Annotated in this window: 19 protein-coding genes; 13 read left to right on the forward strand and 6 right to left on the reverse strand. The window is 68.1% G+C overall.

Going from position 1 to position 17,162, the window contains the following annotated elements; genetic code table 11:
* Nucleotides 1-2 precede the first annotated feature (2 nt).
* Nucleotides 3-1,388 (reverse strand): L-serine ammonia-lyase, encoded by a 1,386-nt coding sequence (locus tag DIE02_RS07010; RefSeq protein ID WP_044844415.1) that lies wholly within the window; start codon nt 1,386-1,388, stop codon nt 3-5.
* Nucleotides 1,389-1,629: 241 nt separating this feature from the next.
* Here DIE02_RS07010 and DIE02_RS07015 point away from each other — a divergent pair, with 241 nt between their 5' ends.
* The 8 genes from DIE02_RS07015 (at nt 1,630) to denD (ending at nt 9,888) form a co-directional block, all read left to right on the forward strand.
* The gene (locus DIE02_RS07015) at nt 1,630-2,703 is read left to right on the forward strand and encodes a GlxA family transcriptional regulator (RefSeq protein WP_124485107.1); all 1,074 of its coding nucleotides are present in this window, start codon (nt 1,630-1,632) and stop codon (nt 2,701-2,703) included.
* A gap of 267 nt (nt 2,704-2,970) precedes the next feature.
* On the forward strand, nt 2,971-3,675 hold the full coding sequence (locus tag DIE02_RS07020) for a FadR/GntR family transcriptional regulator (RefSeq protein WP_044844417.1): 705 nt from the start codon (nt 2,971-2,973) through the stop codon (nt 3,673-3,675).
* 76 nt (nt 3,676-3,751) lie between these two features.
* On the forward strand, nt 3,752-4,642 hold the full coding sequence (gene ltnD, locus DIE02_RS07025) for an L-threonate dehydrogenase (RefSeq protein WP_124485106.1): 891 nt from the start codon (nt 3,752-3,754) through the stop codon (nt 4,640-4,642).
* 19 nt (nt 4,643-4,661) lie between these two features.
* Nucleotides 4,662-5,948 (forward strand): 3-oxo-tetronate kinase, encoded by a 1,287-nt coding sequence (gene otnK, locus DIE02_RS07030; protein WP_124485105.1) that lies wholly within the window; start codon nt 4,662-4,664, stop codon nt 5,946-5,948.
* The gene (locus DIE02_RS07035; RefSeq protein ID WP_124485393.1) at nt 5,948-6,586 is read left to right on the forward strand and encodes an aldolase; all 639 of its coding nucleotides are present in this window, start codon (nt 5,948-5,950) and stop codon (nt 6,584-6,586) included. Before otnK ends, DIE02_RS07035 begins: the two co-directional genes overlap by 1 nt.
* A gap of 140 nt (nt 6,587-6,726) precedes the next feature.
* Nucleotides 6,727-8,052, forward strand: coding sequence for an MFS transporter (locus DIE02_RS07040; RefSeq protein WP_044844420.1), 1,326 nt, complete (start codon nt 6,727-6,729; stop codon nt 8,050-8,052).
* Nucleotides 8,053-8,111: 59 nt separating this feature from the next.
* Nucleotides 8,112-8,888, forward strand: coding sequence for a 2-oxo-tetronate isomerase (gene otnI / locus DIE02_RS07045; protein ID WP_124485104.1), 777 nt, complete (start codon nt 8,112-8,114; stop codon nt 8,886-8,888).
* Nucleotides 8,889-8,916: 28 nt separating this feature from the next.
* Entirely contained in the window at nt 8,917-9,888 is a 972-nt protein-coding gene (denD, locus tag DIE02_RS07050; RefSeq protein WP_124485103.1) for a D-erythronate dehydrogenase, read from the forward strand.
* Between the two features lie 79 nt (nt 9,889-9,967).
* On the opposite strand, the gene DIE02_RS07055 is transcribed toward denD, so the two are convergent.
* Nucleotides 9,968-11,056: a lysylphosphatidylglycerol synthase domain-containing protein gene (locus DIE02_RS07055; protein WP_124485102.1), complete on the reverse strand. Its 1,089-nt coding sequence runs from the start codon at nt 11,054-11,056 to the stop codon at nt 9,968-9,970.
* Nucleotides 11,053-12,222 carry a bacteriohopanetetrol glucosamine biosynthesis glycosyltransferase HpnI gene (hpnI, locus tag DIE02_RS07060; protein WP_124485101.1) on the reverse strand — a complete coding sequence of 390 codons (1,170 nt, stop codon included), beginning with the start codon at nt 12,220-12,222 and terminating at the stop codon, nt 11,053-11,055. Before hpnI ends, DIE02_RS07055 begins: the two co-directional genes overlap by 4 nt.
* A 251-nt stretch (nt 12,223-12,473) precedes the next feature.
* Between hpnI and DIE02_RS07065 the strand changes: the two genes are divergently transcribed.
* Together DIE02_RS07065 and DIE02_RS07070 are read left to right on the forward strand one after the other, a co-directional pair.
* On the forward strand, nt 12,474-12,788 hold the full coding sequence (locus DIE02_RS07065) for a hypothetical protein (protein ID WP_124485100.1): 315 nt from the start codon (nt 12,474-12,476) through the stop codon (nt 12,786-12,788).
* A 70-nt stretch (nt 12,789-12,858) separates the two neighbouring features.
* On the forward strand, nt 12,859-13,386 hold the full coding sequence (locus tag DIE02_RS07070) for a cytochrome b (RefSeq protein WP_124485099.1): 528 nt from the start codon (nt 12,859-12,861) through the stop codon (nt 13,384-13,386).
* A gap of 266 nt (nt 13,387-13,652) precedes the next feature.
* Here DIE02_RS07070 and DIE02_RS07075 read toward each other — a convergent pair whose 3' ends face one another.
* Nucleotides 13,653-13,937 carry a DUF4148 domain-containing protein gene (locus DIE02_RS07075; RefSeq protein WP_124485392.1) on the reverse strand — a complete coding sequence of 95 codons (285 nt, stop codon included), beginning with the start codon at nt 13,935-13,937 and terminating at the stop codon, nt 13,653-13,655.
* A gap of 71 nt (nt 13,938-14,008) precedes the next feature.
* Nucleotides 14,009-14,353 (reverse strand): DUF4148 domain-containing protein, encoded by a 345-nt coding sequence (locus DIE02_RS07080; RefSeq protein WP_044844429.1) that lies wholly within the window; start codon nt 14,351-14,353, stop codon nt 14,009-14,011.
* A 204-nt stretch (nt 14,354-14,557) separates the two neighbouring features.
* Here DIE02_RS07080 and DIE02_RS07085 point away from each other — a divergent pair, with 204 nt between their 5' ends.
* Nucleotides 14,558-15,247, forward strand: coding sequence for an aspartyl/asparaginyl beta-hydroxylase domain-containing protein (locus tag DIE02_RS07085; protein WP_044844430.1), 690 nt, complete (start codon nt 14,558-14,560; stop codon nt 15,245-15,247).
* 28 nt (nt 15,248-15,275) lie between these two features.
* Here the strand turns inward: DIE02_RS07085 and DIE02_RS07090 are convergent, their stop codons facing one another.
* Nucleotides 15,276-16,217, reverse strand: a complete 942-nt coding sequence (locus tag DIE02_RS07090; RefSeq protein WP_124485098.1) for a LysR substrate-binding domain-containing protein — start codon at nt 16,215-16,217, stop codon at nt 15,276-15,278.
* Between the two features lie 78 nt (nt 16,218-16,295).
* Here DIE02_RS07090 and DIE02_RS07095 point away from each other — a divergent pair, with 78 nt between their 5' ends.
* Entirely contained in the window at nt 16,296-16,694 is a 399-nt protein-coding gene (locus DIE02_RS07095) for a nuclear transport factor 2 family protein (protein WP_124485391.1), read from the forward strand.
* Nucleotides 16,695-16,839: 145 nt separating this feature from the next.
* The gene (locus DIE02_RS07100; RefSeq protein WP_044844433.1) at nt 16,840-17,109 is read left to right on the forward strand and encodes a MoaD/ThiS family protein; all 270 of its coding nucleotides are present in this window, start codon (nt 16,840-16,842) and stop codon (nt 17,107-17,109) included.
* The last annotated feature ends 53 nt before the right edge of the window (nt 17,110-17,162 follow it).

Raw genomic sequence — 17,162 nt, forward strand, 5'->3', positions numbered from 1 at the left:
CGTTAGCATTCGATGACGTTCACGGCAAGACCGCCGCGCGACGTTTCCTTGTATTTCGTCTTCATGTCGGCCCCCGTCTCGCGCATCGTCTTGATCACCGAATCAAGCGAGACGTAGTGCTGGCCGTTACCCTTGAGCGCCATGCGCGACGCGTTCAGCGCCTTGATCGCGCCCATCGCGTTGCGTTCGATGCACGGAATCTGCACGAGCCCGCCGACCGGATCGCAGGTCATGCCGAGGTTGTGCTCCATGCCGATCTCGGCCGCGTTCTCGACCTGGTCAGGCGTGCCGCCCATCACCGCGGCCAGCGCGGCGGCGGCCATCGAGCACGCGACGCCCACTTCGCCCTGGCAGCCGACTTCCGCGCCGGAGATCGACGCCGTTTCCTTGTAGATGATCCCGATCGCCGCGGCCGTCAGCAGGAATTCGACGATGCCGGCTTCGTTCGAGCCCGGCACGAACTTCACGTAGTAGTGCAGCACCGCGGGGATCACGCCGGCCGCGCCATTGGTGGGCGCGGTGACGACCCGGCCGCCCGCCGCGTTCTCCTCGTTGACGGCCATCGCATACAGGTTGACCCAGTCGAGCATCGACAGCGGATCGCGCAGCGACTCCTCCGAACGCGCGCGCAGGCGGCCGTTCAGTTCGGCCGCGCGGCGCTTCACGCGCATCGGGCCCGGCAGTTCGCCCTCGACCTTGCAGCCGCGCTCGACGCATGCGGCCATCGTGCGCCAGATCGCGAGCAGCCCGGCACGCACTTCGTCCTCGGGGCGCAGCGCGCATTCGTTGCGCAGCATCAGTTCGGCGATCGACAGCCCGTGTTCACGGCACTGGCGCATCAGGTCGTCGCCGGTGCGGAACGGATACGGCACCTCGACCGCCGCGCGCACGCCGTTCACGCGATCGCCGTCGCGATTCACGACGAAGCCGCCGCCGACCGAGTAATACTCTTTCTCGACGAGCAACTGGCCGTGCTCGTCGAACGCCTGGAAGCGCATCCCGTTCGGATGCACGATGCTCGTGCCGCTCATCAGCTTGCGGTAGAAGCCGATGTTCTCCTTCTCGTCGAAGCGGATCGTCTGCTTGCCGAGCAGCGCCAGCGACTTCTCCGCGCGGATCGCCGCCAGCCGCGGCTCGATCAGGTCCGGATCGATCGTGTCCGGCAGGTGGCCCTCGAGGCCGAGCAGCACCGCCTTGTCGGTGCCGTGGCCCTTGCCCGTTGCACCGAGCGAGCCGTATAGTTCGACCCGCACGCGGCGCACGAAGCCGAGCAGGTTCGCGTCCTCGATGTGCGACGCGAAGCGGCACGCGGCGATCATCGGGCCGACCGTATGCGAACTGGACGGGCCGATGCCGATCTTGAACAGGTCGAACGCGCTGACGTTCATCTGGCTTCCTCTGGGTGGGCGTACGTGAAATGTCGTTGGCATCAGTACATCAAAGCGTAAAATTGGCCGATAGAACAAAAACGGCATCGGCGTGGGATACCGCCGCCAAGCCCCGCGCAGGACGGCCGGAAAGTGCGTTTTGACGATGATCGGCGACGCAAAACCACAAGTCGGCCGGCGCGCCCGCAAGCAGAGTGCAACAAGTGAGACCCGCCTTCCCGGCGTGACGAGATTGACCGCGATGACACCCGACGTACCCGCTTTCCCCCTCGCCGAACCTGCGCCGCGGCGCATCCGCTTCGGCATCGTGCTGCTGCCGAACTTCACGCTCACGGCCTTCTCGGGTTTCGTCGACATGCTGCGGCTGTCGGCCGACGACGGCGACTACAGCAAGCCGGTGCGCTGCGCGTGGAGCGTGATCGGCGAAACGCTGGCGCCGGTGCGCGCGAGCTGCGGGATCCAGATCACGCCGTGGGAAACCTTCGAGAGCGCCGAGCCGTTCGACTACGTGGTCGTGGTCGGCGGGCTGCTGCATTCGGGGCCGCAAGCCGGCCCCGAAACGCTCGAGTTCGTGCGCCGCGCGGCGGCGGATGGCGCGACGGTCGTCGGCATCTGCACGGGCGTGTTCACGCTGATGCGCGCGAACGTGCTCGACGGCTACCGCACCTGCGTGAGCTGGTTCCACTACTGGGATTTCATCGAGCGCTTCCCGAACGCCGATCCTGACCTGCTGATCGCCGATCGCCTGTTCGTGATCGACCGGCGCCGGATCACCTGCTCGGGCGGCCGTGCGTCGATCGACGTCGCCGCCGCGATCCTGCTGCGCCATTTCGACCATGCGACCGTGCAGAAGGCGCTGCGCATCCTGCTGGTCGGCGAGATGCAGAAAGGCAATGCGCCGCAGCCGCATCCGCCGGGCCTCGAGCCGGCCACGCATCCGAAGGTCAAGCGCGCGATTCTCCTGATGGAACAGCATGTCGGGCGCGCGCTGCCGCTCGAGGAACTCGCGTGCAAGCTGGACATGTCGACCCGCCAGCTCGAGCGGCTGTTCAAGGCCGAGACGGGCAAGAGCCCGCAGGCGTTCGCGAAGCAGGTGCGGCTGCGCACGGCTGCTTGGCTGCTGACCAGTTCCGACCGCACCGTCGCCGATATCGCGTCGAGCTGCGGGTTCGCCGACGCGTCACACCTCGGCCGCGAGTTCCGAAAGCAGTTCGGCGTGCCGCCGGCGACCTATCGCGAGCGCGGCGGGGAAGTCGCGGAAGGCGGTATGTCGGCGGCGACCGATCCCGATCCCGTGGAAGACATCGCCGACTGATTGACGATCACGCGCGCCGCCGGCGCGCGGCTTCGCTCTTCGCTCTTCACCCTTCGTCTCGGCCCCGCCGTTCGCCCTTCACCTCCGCCCTCCCTTCGCCCGCCAACCGCACATCGAACCCGGCACGATCGCCACATTTCCCCGGCATTTGGAACCGGTTCCAATCCATTTGACCGACGTTGCAACTCATTGATCGAGGGTTATTCCGGATGCTGACGCACCTTCAAATTTGTATGATGACCTCATCACCTTACAAACCAGAGCGCCATGTTCGAGAAAATTCCCGCCCGTGCGATGAGCGACCACGTCGCGCAGCAGCTGCTGAAGCAGATCGAAGCCGGCAGTTTCTCGGCCACCGGCAAGCTGCCGACGGAAGCCGTGCTCGCGCAGGAATTCGGCGTGAGCCGCACCGTGATCCGCGAGGCGATCTCGCGCCTGAAGAACGAAGGCGTGGTCGAGCCGCGCCAGGGCAGCGGCGTGTACGTGAACCAGCACGGCGCGATCCGGCCGCTGCGGATCGACTACGCGGAAGCCGTCGAGGCGAGCTCGCTGCCGCACCTGCTTGCGGTGCGCCGCGCGATCGAGGCTGAAGTCGCGGCCGAAGCCGCGCTGCATCACACCGCCGACGACATGGCCGACATCGACGACGCGCTGCGCAAGATCGACGACGCGGTGGCCGAAGGGCGCGACGGCGTCGCGGAAGACGTCGCGTTTCACCGCACGATCGCGGCCGTTACCGGCAACCCGTATTTCCTGAAGACGCTGCAGTTCCTGAACCAGTACCTCGAGGCCGGCGTGAAGGTCACGCGGCGCAACGAAGCGACGCGCGAGGATTTCTCGCGGCAGGTGCGCGACGAACACGCGGCGATCGCGGACGCGATCCGCGCACGCGACCCGATGGCGGCGCGCAACGCGGCACGCACGCACATGTACAACGCCGCGCGCCGCCTCGCGGAAGCCGGCATCTGCTGATGAACGAATGCGGCGGCCCGGGCCGAACCGGCGCCGTCGTTGTCCCGAACCTTTTCCGAATCGATCAAGGTTGACCATGTCACGAAATGTTGGAGTCATCGGCCTCGGCGCGATGGGCCTCGGCGTCGCCCGCTCGCTGCTGCGCGCGGGGTTCCGCGTGCACGCCTGCGACGTGCGCGACACCGTTCTGCAGGCATTCGCGGCCGAAGGCGGCGTGGCCTGCGCGAACCCGGCCGAACTCGGCGCGCAGTGCGACGTCGTCGTCACGCTCGTCGTCAATGCCGCGCAGACCGAAACGGTGCTGTTCGGCGAGCGCGGCGCGGTCGCGGCGATGAAGCCGGGCGGCGTCGTGATCGCGAGCGCGACCGTCGCGCCCGACTTCGCGGTTGCGCTCGGCTCGCGCATCGAGGCCGCAGGCCTGCAGATGCTCGATGCGCCGGTATCCGGCGGCGCCGCACGCGCGGCCTCCGGCGAGATGACGATGATGACGTCGGGCCCCGCCGCCGCGTATGCGGCCTGCGACGACGTACTCGCCGCGATCGCCGGCAAGGTCTATCGCCTCGGCGACGCGCACGGCATCGGCTCGAAGGTGAAGATCATCAACCAGCTGCTGGCCGGCGTGCATATCGCGGCGGCCGCCGAGGCGATGGCGCTGGGCCTGCGCGAAGGCGTCGATGCCGACGCGCTGTACGACGTGATCACGCACAGCGCCGGCAACTCGTGGATGTTCGAGAACCGCGTGCCGCACATCCTGAACGGCGACTACACGCCGCTGTCGGCCGTCGACATCTTCGTGAAGGATCTCGGCCTCGTACTCGATACCGCGCGCCGCAGCAAGTTCCCGCTGCCGCTGTCGGCCACCGCGCACCAGATGTTCATGAGCGCATCGAGCGCCGGCCACGGCGGCGAGGACGATTCCGCCGTGATCAAGACTTTCCCCGGCATCACGCTGCCGCCCGCCCGCTGATTCGAACGACGTTCCCGCCATGACCGCTTCCGCTTCCCGCCCCCTGCTCGGCTGCATCGCCGACGATTTCACCGGCGCGACCGATCTCGCGAACATGCTCGTCAAGAGCGGCATGCGTACCGTGCAGACGATCGGCGTGCCCGCCGGCGGCACCGCAATCGATGCCGACGCGATCGTCGTCGCGCTGAAGTCGCGCACGATTCCCGCCGCCGACGCCGTCGCGCAATCGCTTGCCGCCTACGAATGGTTGCGCGCGCAAGGGTGCCGCCAGTTCTTCTTCAAGTACTGTTCGACGTTCGATTCGACCGACGCGGGCAACATCGGGCCGGTGGCCGACGCGCTGCTCGATGCGGCCGGCGGCGACTTCACGATTGCGTGCCCGGCGTTCCCGGAGAACGGCCGCACGATCTATCGCGGCCACCTGTTCGTCGGCGACGTGCTGCTGAACGAATCGGGAATGGAGAACCACCCGCTCACGCCGATGAAGGACGCGAACCTCGTGCGCGTGCTGCAGCGGCAGACGAAGTCGCAAGTCGGCCTGATCCGCTACGACACGATCGCGCTGGGTGCGGCCGCCGTGCGCGAGCGGATCGAGCAGCTGCGCGCGGAAGGCGCGCGCTTCGCGATCGCGGACGCGCTGTCGGATCACGACCTCTACGTGCTCGGCGAAGCGTGCGCGGGCCTGCCGCTCGTCACCGGCGGCTCGGGCGTCGCGCTCGGCCTGCCCGCGAATTTCCGCCGCGTGGACCAACTGCCCGAGCGCGACAACGCAGCCTCGCTGCCGCACATCGACGGATCGTCGGCGGTGCTCGCCGGCAGCGCGTCGAAGGCGACCAACGCACAGGTCGCCGCGTGGCGCGAAAGCCGGCCGAGCTTCCGGATCGATCCGCTCGCGGCCTCGCGCGGCGAACCCGTCGTCGACGCGGCCCTCGCGTTCGCACGCTCGCACCTGCCGCAGCCCGTGCTGATCTACGCGACCGCCACGCCCGACGAGGTGAAGGCCGTCCAGCACGCGCTCGGCGTCGAAGCGGCCGGCCATCTCGTCGAAAGCACGCTCGCGGCGATCGCCCGCGGCCTGCGCGACCTCGGCGTGCGCAAGTTCGTCGTGGCCGGCGGCGAGACGTCCGGCGCGGTCGTGCAGGCGCTCGACGTGAAATCGCTGCAGATCGGCGCGCAGATCGATCCGGGTGTGCCGGCGACGGCCACCATCGACGCGCAGCCGCTCGGCCTCGCGCTGAAGTCCGGCAACTTCGGCACGGTGGACTTTTTCGACAAGGCGCTGCGCGCACTCGACGGAGCCGCATGATGAGTCACGAAGCGACACTGCGCGAAGAGATCTGCGTCGTCGGCGCGAGCCTGTATGCGCGCGGCCACGCGGTCGGCAGCGCCGGCAACATCAGCGCGCGCCTGGACGACGGCTGGTTGATCACGCCGACCGACGCGTGCCTCGGCCGCCTCGACCCGAACGACATCGCGAAGGTCGGCCTCGACGGCCAGCCGGTATCGGGCGGCAGGCCGTCGAAGACGCTTGCGCTGCATCGCGGGATCTACGCGCGCAACGCGCAAGCGCACGGCATCGTCCATACGCATTCGACGCACCTCGTCGCGCTGACGCTCGCGGGCGTGTGGCGCGACACCGACGTGCTGCCGCCGCTCACGCCGTACTACGTGATGAAGGTCGGCCACATTCCGCTGATCCGCTATCGCCGCCCCGGCGACCCGGCCGTCGCGGCCGAAGTCGCGGCGCTCGCCGACCAGGTGCGCGGCGTGCTGCTCGACCGCCTCGGCCCGGTGATGTGGGGTTCGTCGGTGTCGCACGCATCGTATGCGCTCGAGGAACTCGAGGAAACCGCGCGGCTGTGGCTGATGACGGACCCGAAGCCCGAGCCGCTGTCCGACGCCGCGCTCGACGAACTGCGCCAGGCCTTCGGCGCGCGCTGGTAACGCAACGCGTCGCGTATACGAATCACGCAGGACTCCGTAGCGATTCCCATGCCCGCCGTGTGCGCGGGCCCTTCTGTCAGCACACACACACGATCCGGCGGCCTACGCGCCGCCGGCACACGACATATCTGGAGACGACGATGACTGCTCTCGACGCGGCCGCAAGCCGCTCGCCCGCCGCGCCCGCCCAATCGGCCGAGCTCGACCGCACCTACAGGAAAGTGTTCTGGCGCATCGTGCCGTTCCTGATGCTCTGCTACGTGGTCGCGTATCTCGACCGCGTGAACGTCGGCTTCGCGAAGCTGCAGATGTCGCAGGACCTCGCGTTCAGCGAAACCGTGTTCGGCCTCGGCGCCGGCATCTTCTTCCTCGGCTACTTCCTGTTCGAGCTGCCGAGCAACCTGCTGATGCACCGCATCGGCGCACGCATCTGGATCGCGCGGATCATGATCACGTGGGGCCTGCTGTCGGCGGTGTTCGCGTTCGTGAAGACGCCGACGCAGTTCTACGTGCTGCGCTTCCTGCTCGGCCTCGCGGAAGCCGGCTTCTATCCGGGCGTGATCCTCTACCTCACGTACTGGTTCCCGTCGCATCGGCGCGCGAAGATCATCGCGGTGTTCATGTCCGCGATTCCGGTGTCGGGCATCTTCGGCAACCCGCTGTCCGGCTGGATCATGGAGCGCTTCCACGGCGGCTCGGGCTTTCACGGCTGGCAATGGATGTTCGTGATCGAAGCCGTGCCGGCGCTGCTCGTCGGTATCGCGACGATCCTGTATCTCGACAACGGCATCCGCAGCGCGAAGTGGCTCGACGCGCGCGAGAAGCAGCTGCTCGAGGACGAAATCGCCGCGCAGCCGCAGGAACAGCAGCAGCACGGCCATTCGCTGAAGGCCGTGTTCGCCGACCCGCGCATGTGGTGGATGTCGCTGATCTACTTCGCGTTCGTCACCGGCCAGTACGGCCTCACGTTCTGGATGCCGACCCTCGTGAAATCGACCGGCATCACCGATACGCTCCAGATCGGCCTGCTGTCGGCGATCCCGTTCGTCGTCGCGATCGTCGTGATGAACCTGTTCGGCCACAGCGCGGACAAGCGCCGCGAACGCCGCTGGCACCTGATCGTGCCGGCGCTGATGGGCGCGGTCGGGTTTGCGGTCGCCGCGTCGTACTCGCACAATACGGCGGTGTCGATCGTGTTCCTGTCGCTCGCGGCGGGCGGCGTACTGACCTGCGCACCGCTGTTCTGGTCGCTGCCGACCGCGTTCCTCGCCGGCTCCGCCGCGGCCGCCGGGATCGCGATCATCAACTCGGTCGGCAACCTCGCCGGGTTCGCGAGCCCGTACGTGATCGGCTACCTGAAGGACGTCACGCACAGCACGTCGTCCGGCATGTACGTGCTGGCCGGCATGCTCGTGATCGGCGCGATCGCCGTGTGGCTCACGCCCGCGAAACTCGTGAACCGCTGACCCTTCATTCGACGCGGGGCGCCGGGCGCCCCGCCCCATTCATTCACCGGACCGCTGCCATGCCCCGCTTCGCCGCCAACCTCTCGATGATGTACACCGAGCACGCGTTCCTCGAACGCTTCGCCGCTGCCTCGCACGACGGCTTCAAGGCCGTCGAGTACCTGTTCCCGTACGACTTCGCCGCCGAGGACATCCGCGCGCGCCTCGACGCGCACGACCTCGAGCAGGCGCTGTTCAACGCGCCGCCCGGCGACTGGGCCGCCGGCGAACGCGGGATCGCATCGCTGCCGGGCCGCGAGGACGAGTTCCGGCGCGGCATCGACCAGGCGCTCGATTATGCGCGCGTGCTCGGCAACAAGAAGCTGCACGTGATGGCCGGGATGGTCGCGCCGGGCGCCGATCGCGCGCGCCATCGCGACATCTACGTGGCGAACCTGCGGCATGCGGCGCAGGCGGCTGCCGCGCACGGCATCACGATCCTGATCGAGCCGATCAACCAGCGCGACATGCCCGGCTATTTCCTGAGCCGCCAGGACGATGCGCACGACATCCGCGCGGAAGTCGGCGCGCCGAACCTGAAGGTGCAGTTCGACTGCTATCACTGCCAGATCGTCGAGGGCGACCTCGCGATGAAGCTCAAGCGCGATTTCGCGGGCATCGGCCACATCCAGATCGCCGGCGTGCCCGAACGTCACGAGCCGGACATCGGCGAACTCAATTACCCGTATCTGTTCGCGCTGATCGACGCGCTCGGCTACGACGGCTGGATCGGCTGCGAGTATCGCCCGAAGGCCGGCACGTCCGAGGGCCTCGGCTGGCTCAGGCCGTACCTGTAATTTCCGTATTCCTCAGAGGGCAAAGAACATGAAAGTACTGATCACCGGCGGCGCCGGCTTTCTCGGCCAGCGTCTCGCGCGCAAGCTGCTCGGACGCGGCGAGCTGACCGGCCCCGACGGCCGGAGCAGCAGGATCGACGAGCTGGTGCTGCTCGACGTCGTCGAGGGCAGCGATTTCGGCGACGCGCGCGTGACGTCGATCGTCGGCGACATCGCCGATCGCGCGGTGCTCGAAAGCGCGATCGACACGCAGACGGGCGCGATCTTCCACCTCGCGGCGATCGTCAGCGGGCAGGCCGAAGCCGATTTCGATCTCGGCATGCGGATCAACCTCGACGCGTCGCGCACGCTGCTCGAAGTGTGCCGCGCGCGCGGCCATCGTCCGCGCGTCGTGTTCACGAGCTCGGTGGCCGTCTACGGCGGCGTGCTGCCCGACGTCGTGCGGGACGATACCGCGCTGAATCCGCAATCGTCGTACGGCGCGGAAAAGGCGATCGCCGAGCTGCTGCTCTGCGACTACGCGCGCCGCGGCTTCGTCGACGGCCGCGTGCTGCGGCTGCCGACCATCAGCGTGCGGCCGGGGCGCCCGAACGCGGCTGCATCGTCGTTCGCGAGCGGCATCATCCGCGAGCCGCTGAACGGCGAGGAAAGCGTGTGCCCGGTGCCGGGGTCGACGCGGCTGTGGCTGCTGTCGCCGCGCGGCGCGATCGACGCGCTCGTCGCCGGTTGCGAGCTCGACAGCGAGCAGCTCGGCAACAAGCGCGTGATCAACCTGCCCGGCCTGTCGGTGTCGGTCGACGAAATGATCGCGGCGCTGCGCGAAGTCGCGGGCGACGAGGTCGTGAAGCTGATCCGCCATGCGCCGGACGAACGCGTCGAGAAGATCGTCGGCAGCTGGCCGGGCCGCTGGGACACGACGCGCGCGGAAGCGCTCGGGCTGAAAGGCGACACGTCGTTCGCGGACGTCATCCGCAGCCATCTCGCCGACGAACGGCGTTGACGGCCGCGCCGCCCGGCAGGCGAGCGACCGCCCCGGCGTCGCTGCCGCCTGCCCGGCAGGCCGGCAACGCCCGGCCGCATCAGCGCGGCCCGGCGGACTCCCCGACGTGTATCGATGCGCGCTTCGCGCCGGATGGCGAGCGCGCCGCGCCGGCCGCATGCTGCCACGCCAGCAATCCGGGCAGATAGAACAGCAGATCGCGCACCCGTCGCGCGCCGGCGAGCGCCAGACAGGTCGGCGCGTCGAACCCGAGCAGCCCGCCGATCAGCACGAACCCGCCCTCCTGCACGCCCAGCCCGCCCGGCATCAGGAACGCGATGCTGCTCAGCAGCTGGATCAGCGCTTCGATCGCGAGCGCCTGCGCGAACGTCGGATCGGCGCCGAGAAAACGCAGCGCGAGCCAGATTTCCAGCCCATAGCCGGCGAACTGCAGCGTCTGCCAGATCACCAGATAGCGGACGACGATACCCGTCTTGCGCCAGATCACAAGGATCGACTGATCGGTGCGTGCCGATTCGCCGACCAGCGCCACCACCTTGCCGCTCGTGACGCGGTTGACCACGCGCATCGCGCGCTCGAACGGCCGCGCGTGCTGAACCAGTGCGAACAGCAGCAGCACCGGCACCAGCGCCGCCATGCCGATGGCGAGGCGCGCGGCAACCTGCGCGGCATCGGACGATACGTGTTCGAGCACGTAGCCGATCGCGACCAGCGCGAACACGAGCTGGCTGATCAACGTCAGCTGCATGTCGGCGACGAGGCTCGCCACGGCGGTCGCCGGGCGTACGCCCGCCTGCCGCAGCAGGCCGAACGACACGATCTCGCCGCCGATTCGCGCGACCGGCAACAATCCGTTGATCGATTCGCGGATCCACACGAGCTTGAGCATCGTCGCGAACGACGGCCGGCGCGGGCCGCGGATCAGCATCCGCCAGTCCCACGCATTCGCAAGCATCGGCAGGATGTGGGCCAGCGCGGCGACCAGCAACCCGGCGCCGGCGATCCTCAGCCGGTGCAGGATCTCCAGCGGATGCTCGCGCCAGACCAGCCACACCGCGAGCACCAGCCCGGCCAGCGCCGCCGCGCGCCCCGCTTGCCGCAGGCGCGCGTCGCAACGCTCGGACCGCCGGTCCGCGCCTTCGAGGTCGGCATGCGTGTCGTGCGTCATGATTTCCCCGCGGGCGACAGCAAGCCCTCGCGGTCGACGCGAAAGCGCGTGCCGCGCCAGACGACGTGCGACGAGAAGAAACTCGACACGAACACCACGAACTGCAGGAAATCGACGAACGGCAACCAGAGCGCGCCGCGCAGACCCGCGCCGGTGGCGCGGCTCGTCTTCAACATCAGCAGCGCCCGCGCGACGAGCGCCGCGAACGCCAGCCCCCAGGCGGCGAGCGTGCCGCCGGAAAACAGCACGGCCAGCACCGCCAGCGGCAACGGGTGCATCAGCACCGACCCGGCGTGACCGAGCCGGTCCGCCGCGCGGATCGTGCAGCTCCAGCGCAATTCGTGCGCGTACAGCGTGGCGAACGTCTCTTCGACACAGGCGTGCCCGACGACCAACGGCGGGACGACGACCTGCGCGCCGATCTGCCGCACTGCTTCGCCGAGCGCGTGATCCTCGGCCAGGTGATGCGCGAAACGCGCGAGCCCGCCGATGCGTTCGAGCGTCGCGCGCGTGATCGCAATCGTCTGGCCAAAGCACGGACGGGCGCGCCCGATGAAAAGCCCTGTGATGACACCCGGCAGGAAATGGTAGTTCGTCATCGCGACGGCGACACCGGGCCAGAAGCCCGGCGACGCGATGCCGCGATACACGCTCGTCACGATGCCGACTTCCGGCTGCTGCAGCGCGCCGACGACGGCACGCAGATAATCGCGCTCGACCAGCACGTCGCTGTCGGCAAGACACAGCACTGAATGTTCCGCGTGTTCGAGCATGTTGACGAGATTCGCGATCTTGCGGTTCGGCCCGTACAGTCGCGCGTCGGCGACGACCTTGATGTTCGCGTCCGGATGGCGCCTGCGCAACGTTTCGACGGCCGCGAGCGCCGCGTCGCCCGCATCGTGCACGCCGAACAGATGCTGTACCGGCCCCGGATAATCCTGCACGAAGAAGCTTTCGAGATGCTGTACGAGATTCCATTCGTCGCCGTGCAGCGGCTTCGCGACGGTGACGCCCGGATAATCGCACGGCACCGCCCGCGCGCGGGAAAAGAACCGGCCGACCAGCACGCTGGCCGTGACCGTGTAGGCAATGCCGAGCAACACGCCCAGTCCGCAGGCGATCGACATCGCGCCGGCCAGCGCGTGCAGCAGATGCAACAGGATCATGCTTCTCCCCAGTGGTGGCCCAATGACCGCGACGCCCCGGCCGGCACGCGCGAACGCGCGCTCGCCCGGACACGCCGCCGTGTCGATTCCCGTTGAGCCGGATATCAAGGACGACCAACCGACGGTACGCGCAATCAGATGACACGACTACCGTGCGGCGATCGATTCCGGTCACGCTCACACAGCCGCGAACGTCCGCGGCCCTGAACGCCGCGTGGGCCACCTTACGGGCCGACAGGATCGCGGTCGCGATGACGGTCCGGATGCGGAATGTCATCGCCGTGAAAGACGCTTCGGGTACGCGCGGCGCAAACAGCCCGGCTGGCACGACACACTCCCTGGTGGCGCTCGTAACCGACGATCCGGCGCACAAGCAGCCCGGCAGCGGGTCCGTGCTGTCGATCATCCAGCGCATCGCGCGATGGTTCGGCGGCCGCGTGCGGTTCGGGCCCGGCATCGGCGGATACGGCCCCGGCGTCGCGATCGTGTTGCCGTCGGCCGACGCCGCCCGGGTCGAGAGCGCGCATGCGTCACGGGGCGAATCCGATGCGCGGCCGCACGCTTAACGTTTTGTTAAGGATTCGGCCGTAGAATCCTCCGGAAGATACGGTCCCCACCCGCTTGCCAGGAGCTTTCATGTCTATCTCCGCCCGATACGATGCAGTCGCACGCCTTCTCCACTGGCTGATCGTGGCGCTCGTCGTCGCGCAGTATGCGATCGGCTGGACGATGCCCGACGTGCATCGCGATACGCAACCGGTCGGCCTGATCGCCGCGCACCTGATCGTGGGCACCGCGCTGCTCGCCGCGATGGCTTGCCGCGTACTCTGGCGCGTGACGCATCGTCCGCCCGCCGACCAGCTGTCGCCCGCGATGCGCGCCGTGTCCGGCGCGACGCACTTCGGGCTCTATGCGCTGCTGATCGCGGTGCCGTTGCTCGGCTGGATCAATGCGTCGTCGCGTGCCTGGGCCGTGACGCTGCTCGGCATCGTGCCGCTGCCTGCGCTGTCGGCGGCCGGATCGGGATTCGGGCATGCGATGGGCGACGTGCACGGCATCCTCGCGTGGGTGCTGTTCGGCGGCATCTGCCTTCACGTCGCGGCCGCGGTCGCGCATCGTTTCATCCTGCGCGACCAGGTCATGCAGCGGATGATGCCCTGGTAATCCCGCCGCCGGCATCCTTGCGCGCCATCGCGGACAGCAGTCCGGCGATCGCGGATCGCATCTCGCCCGCATCGCCGCTCATCCCGCGATCCACCTGCGCGCCCAACGGAATCGGGCAACGAGACGGTCTCGGCGCCGCGCGAAGCGGCGCGCGATCGACGGCCTGGCCGTCCGTGCCGTTCGACCGGGCCGCGTGCCGCGAACGGCATGCGTATCGCCATACCGCGAACACGACGGCCTGAAGACACACACGTACATGTCGGCTCCTAGTTGCCGGCCTGCGCCGGCATGACGGAGGCCGGCGCAGGCGCGGCGGCCGAAGCCGAAGCCGCCATCCTCGCGCGATCCTGCTCGGCGAGCTTCGCCTGCGCGGCCTGAATGTCCGCCGGATATTCGCCGTCGTCCCCCTTCGACGGATCGTACCCGGCCGCTTCCAGACGAATCAGCTCCTCGCGAACCTGGGCACGCGTGAGCGGCGCATTCGATTGCGCGAATGCGGACTGACCGGAGATTGCGCCGATCATCATCAGTAGTGCGATATAAGTTTTCATCATCAACTCCTTCAATGTTGCGTGCCGATCAACCTTCGTGAATGTCGAACCCGCCGCGGCGGTCCGCTGCGTCAGCTTCCGAAATACGGCGTGCAAAAGCTCTCGGGGCCGACGCATGCGGCCGGGCGCGGACGGGTCGGTTGCGCCGCCGGCCTGCCCGCATCGGACGTCCCCGCCGGATCGCCGCCGACCGCGGTTTCGGCCTGATGCCGAGGAAGTTGCCCGGCCTGCTGCTGGAACAGCGGACTTACGTCCGGATACGACGTATCGGTCACGAAGCGCAGCCCGTTGGTTTCGGCGTCGATCAGTTGCTGCCTGACCTGCGCGCGCGTCAGTGCCTGTGCCGACGCAGGCGTCGCGACACTCGCGACGGACATCGCCGCCACCGTGGCGGCCACCAGCCAATGCGTATTCATGCTCCACTCCTTCGGAAGTCAACGAAACGAGGTGCTACACCCGTATGACGACGCGGGGCGTACGTTTATTCCCGGAATGCCGGAGCGCTCGCACCGGACCTTCACCGATCTGTCATTCTTTCGTCAGCCGGCGTAACCTGACGTAACGCAGGCCCCACCGCGCGTGGGGCAGACTGACGACACCTTGTGGATCGCCCCTCGATCATGTCCGTCGCTTACGACTATGCAGCCGGCCTGCTTCGCACGCTGTACGATCGCCATCTCGACGGCGGCGCCGTGCTCGATACGGCCGCGTTTCCCGACGCCGAGCGATTCGTTCGTGCGTGGCCGGCCATTCGCGCGGAAGCGCTGGCCGTCGCGCGCGACCTGCCGCGCATCCCGCGCTTCCACGAGATCATGCGCGAGCAGCACGACATCTCGGCCAACGATGCGCGCGACTGGCGGATGTTCATCATGCAGGCTTACGGCCAGCCGTTCCCGCGCAACCTGTCGCGCTGCCCGACCGTCGAATCGATCGTCGCGGCGTCGCCGGACGTGCTGTCCGCATCGCTGTCGTTCCTCGCGCCCGGCAAACACATCCCGCCGCATCGCGGGCCGTTCCGCGGCATCCTGCGCGGCTATCTGGTGCTGTCGATGCCGAAGCGCGCGGATGGCACGCCGGCCGCCGTGCTGAAGGTCGACGGTCGCGACTACCGGCTCGACGAAGGCTGCTTCCTGCTGTGGGACGACACCTTCGTGCACGAAGTGTGGAACGACAGTGACGAAGTGCGGATCGTGCTGCTGCTCGATATCCGCCGGCGCGGCATGCCGCGCTTGCTGATGTGGCTGTCGAATGCGGTGATCGGCGTCGTGCGGCTCGGGATCAGGGTGCGGGGGCGGTCGATTCCGGTCTAGCAACCCGCCCGGCGCACGCGCGTTGCGGTCAATCCTCGCGCGCAAGCCGCGTCAGCACCTCCGTGAGCGCTTGAATCGCGGGTTGAGCGGCGCGCTGCAACGGGTACACGAGGTAGTAGCCCAGACCGTTGCGCACCACCTCCGGAAACGGCGCGACCAGCGCGCCGGCTTCCAGCCGATCCGCCGCCATGCGCGGATCGCCGATCGCGACGCCGTGCCCGTCCGACGCGGCCGTCAATGTCAGCTCGAGCGTATCGAACACGAGCCCGGTGCCCGGGTCGACCTGCGTTGCGCCGACGGCGTCCAGCCAGCATCGCCATTCGTCGCGATTGCTGGCGGGATGCAGCAGTGTCGCGTGCGCGAGATCGGCGATCGACTTCAGCACCGCGCCCGCCTCGCGCGTACACATCGGCGTGAGGCATTCGTCGAACAGCGGCACGGCCACCATGCCCGCCCAGCTTCCGCTGCCGCGCACGACGATCGCATCGAAACCGGCGTCGGTGAAATCCGGCGTGTCGTCCGCCGACGTGTGAATGCGCAACTCCGTGCGCGGCAACGCATGATTGAGCGCCGACAGCCGCGGCAACAGCCAGCGAATCGCGAACGTGGAGGGCAAGCGCAATGTGAGGGTCGACGCGGCATGCGCATGCGCGCGCGCGTGTTGCGCCAGTTGCGAGAGTACGTCGACGGCCACCGTCAGCAGCGCGCCGCCTTCCGCGGTCAACGTCAATCCCGACGCATGACGGACGAACAACGCGCACCGGTAATGCGCTTCCAGTTGCTGCACCTGACGGCTCACCGCACCCTGGGTCCGGCACAGATGCTCGGCCGCACGGTTGAAGCTGCCGAGTTCGGCGGCGGCGACGAACGCCTGGAATGCCGTCAGCGGCGGCAGCGCACGGGTGAGATCCGCGAGCGGATATGCGCGGGCGGCATACCCGGGTTGCGGATTATTCGTTTGTTCGGTCATCGCTGCATCGCTATCGTGGTTGAACCGGTTCGCGACGGCTGTCGTGGCTGGCTCGTCAACAATCAGCGGAGAAATACCATGGTCTCGTCGTCCGACGCACTATACACGCGGCAGGTCGATACCTACCTCAAAGCGCTCGAGAGCGGCAACGTCGTCGCGATCTGCGCATTGTTCACGCCGGATGCGCAGATATTTTCGCCGTTCCTCGGCTGGATGTCGCCACTGCCCTTCTTCGAAAAAGTCGCGGCGGCCTCCGGACAAAGCCGGATCACGCCGATCGACATTTGCGTCAGCGCCACGGGCGCACGTCGGGCCACCGGCTATTTCGTCTACGACTGGGGACTGAAGGACGGCACCGCGGTGCAATTCGAGTGTGTCGACGTCTTCGAATTCGACGACGACGCGCGCATCGAGCGCATGATCATCGTCTACGACACCTATCCGATCCGCAGTACGGTCGGCGACAAGTACGCATAGCGCATCGACGGGGATCAGGCACCACGGCCGTTGCGCGGCGCAGCAACGTCGCCGCGCCGCCGGCCGTACGGCAATGTCGCTGCCGGCCCGATCGATCGCCTACACTACAGACCGTCCCCCCGCACGGCTCCTGCCAGCCACCGCCATGGCACACCTCTTCTTCGCGGCGTCGATCCAGCGCCATATCGACACGCCCGAGCGCGACATCGACGCACGGACGCTCGGCGAAGCGCTCGAAACCGTCTTCGGTGAACAGCCGCGGCTGCGCGGCTATATCGTCGACGACCAGGGCGCGCTGCGAAAGCACCTGTCGGTGTTCATCGACGGCCAGCCGGTACGCGACCGGCAACATCTGTCCGATCCGCTCGGCAACGGCAGCCGCGTGTACGTCGTGCAGGCGCTGTCCGGCGGATAAAGGGACGCATCGCCATCCAAACGAGCGCGCGGCCGCGCCCACAGGAGACATCC

This window comes from Burkholderia sp. Bp8991, from assembly GCF_003853795.1.
In the GTDB taxonomy this organism is placed as follows: domain Bacteria; phylum Pseudomonadota; class Gammaproteobacteria; order Burkholderiales; family Burkholderiaceae; genus Burkholderia.

Bases quoted from the DNA above. Each gene is read 5' to 3' on its own strand.
- DIE02_RS07010 (WP_044844415.1), bottom strand. From the start codon at position 1,388: ATGAACGTCAGCGCGTTCGACCTGTTCAAGATCGGCATCGGCCCGTCC.
- DIE02_RS07015 (WP_124485107.1), top strand. From the start codon at position 1,630: ATGACACCCGACGTACCCGCTTTCCCCCTCGCCGAACCTGCGCCGCGG.
- DIE02_RS07020 (WP_044844417.1), top strand. From the start codon at position 2,971: ATGTTCGAGAAAATTCCCGCCCGTGCGATGAGCGACCACGTCGCGCAG.
- ltnD (WP_124485106.1), top strand. From the start codon at position 3,752: ATGTCACGAAATGTTGGAGTCATCGGCCTCGGCGCGATGGGCCTCGGC.
- otnK (WP_124485105.1), top strand. From the start codon at position 4,662: ATGACCGCTTCCGCTTCCCGCCCCCTGCTCGGCTGCATCGCCGACGAT.
- DIE02_RS07035 (WP_124485393.1), top strand. From the start codon at position 5,948: ATGAGTCACGAAGCGACACTGCGCGAAGAGATCTGCGTCGTCGGCGCG.
- DIE02_RS07040 (WP_044844420.1), top strand. From the start codon at position 6,727: ATGACTGCTCTCGACGCGGCCGCAAGCCGCTCGCCCGCCGCGCCCGCC.
- otnI (WP_124485104.1), top strand. From the start codon at position 8,112: ATGCCCCGCTTCGCCGCCAACCTCTCGATGATGTACACCGAGCACGCG.
- denD (WP_124485103.1), top strand. From the start codon at position 8,917: ATGAAAGTACTGATCACCGGCGGCGCCGGCTTTCTCGGCCAGCGTCTC.
- DIE02_RS07055 (WP_124485102.1), bottom strand. From the start codon at position 11,056: ATGACGCACGACACGCATGCCGACCTCGAAGGCGCGGACCGGCGGTCC.
- hpnI (WP_124485101.1), bottom strand. From the start codon at position 12,222: ATGATCCTGTTGCATCTGCTGCACGCGCTGGCCGGCGCGATGTCGATC.
- DIE02_RS07065 (WP_124485100.1), top strand. From the start codon at position 12,474: ATGACGGTCCGGATGCGGAATGTCATCGCCGTGAAAGACGCTTCGGGT.
- DIE02_RS07070 (WP_124485099.1), top strand. From the start codon at position 12,859: ATGTCTATCTCCGCCCGATACGATGCAGTCGCACGCCTTCTCCACTGG.
- DIE02_RS07075 (WP_124485392.1), bottom strand. From the start codon at position 13,937: ATGAAAACTTATATCGCACTACTGATGATGATCGGCGCAATCTCCGGT.
- DIE02_RS07080 (WP_044844429.1), bottom strand. From the start codon at position 14,353: ATGAATACGCATTGGCTGGTGGCCGCCACGGTGGCGGCGATGTCCGTC.
- DIE02_RS07085 (WP_044844430.1), top strand. From the start codon at position 14,558: ATGTCCGTCGCTTACGACTATGCAGCCGGCCTGCTTCGCACGCTGTAC.
- DIE02_RS07090 (WP_124485098.1), bottom strand. From the start codon at position 16,217: ATGACCGAACAAACGAATAATCCGCAACCCGGGTATGCCGCCCGCGCA.
- DIE02_RS07095 (WP_124485391.1), top strand. From the start codon at position 16,296: ATGGTCTCGTCGTCCGACGCACTATACACGCGGCAGGTCGATACCTAC.
- DIE02_RS07100 (WP_044844433.1), top strand. From the start codon at position 16,840: ATGGCACACCTCTTCTTCGCGGCGTCGATCCAGCGCCATATCGACACG.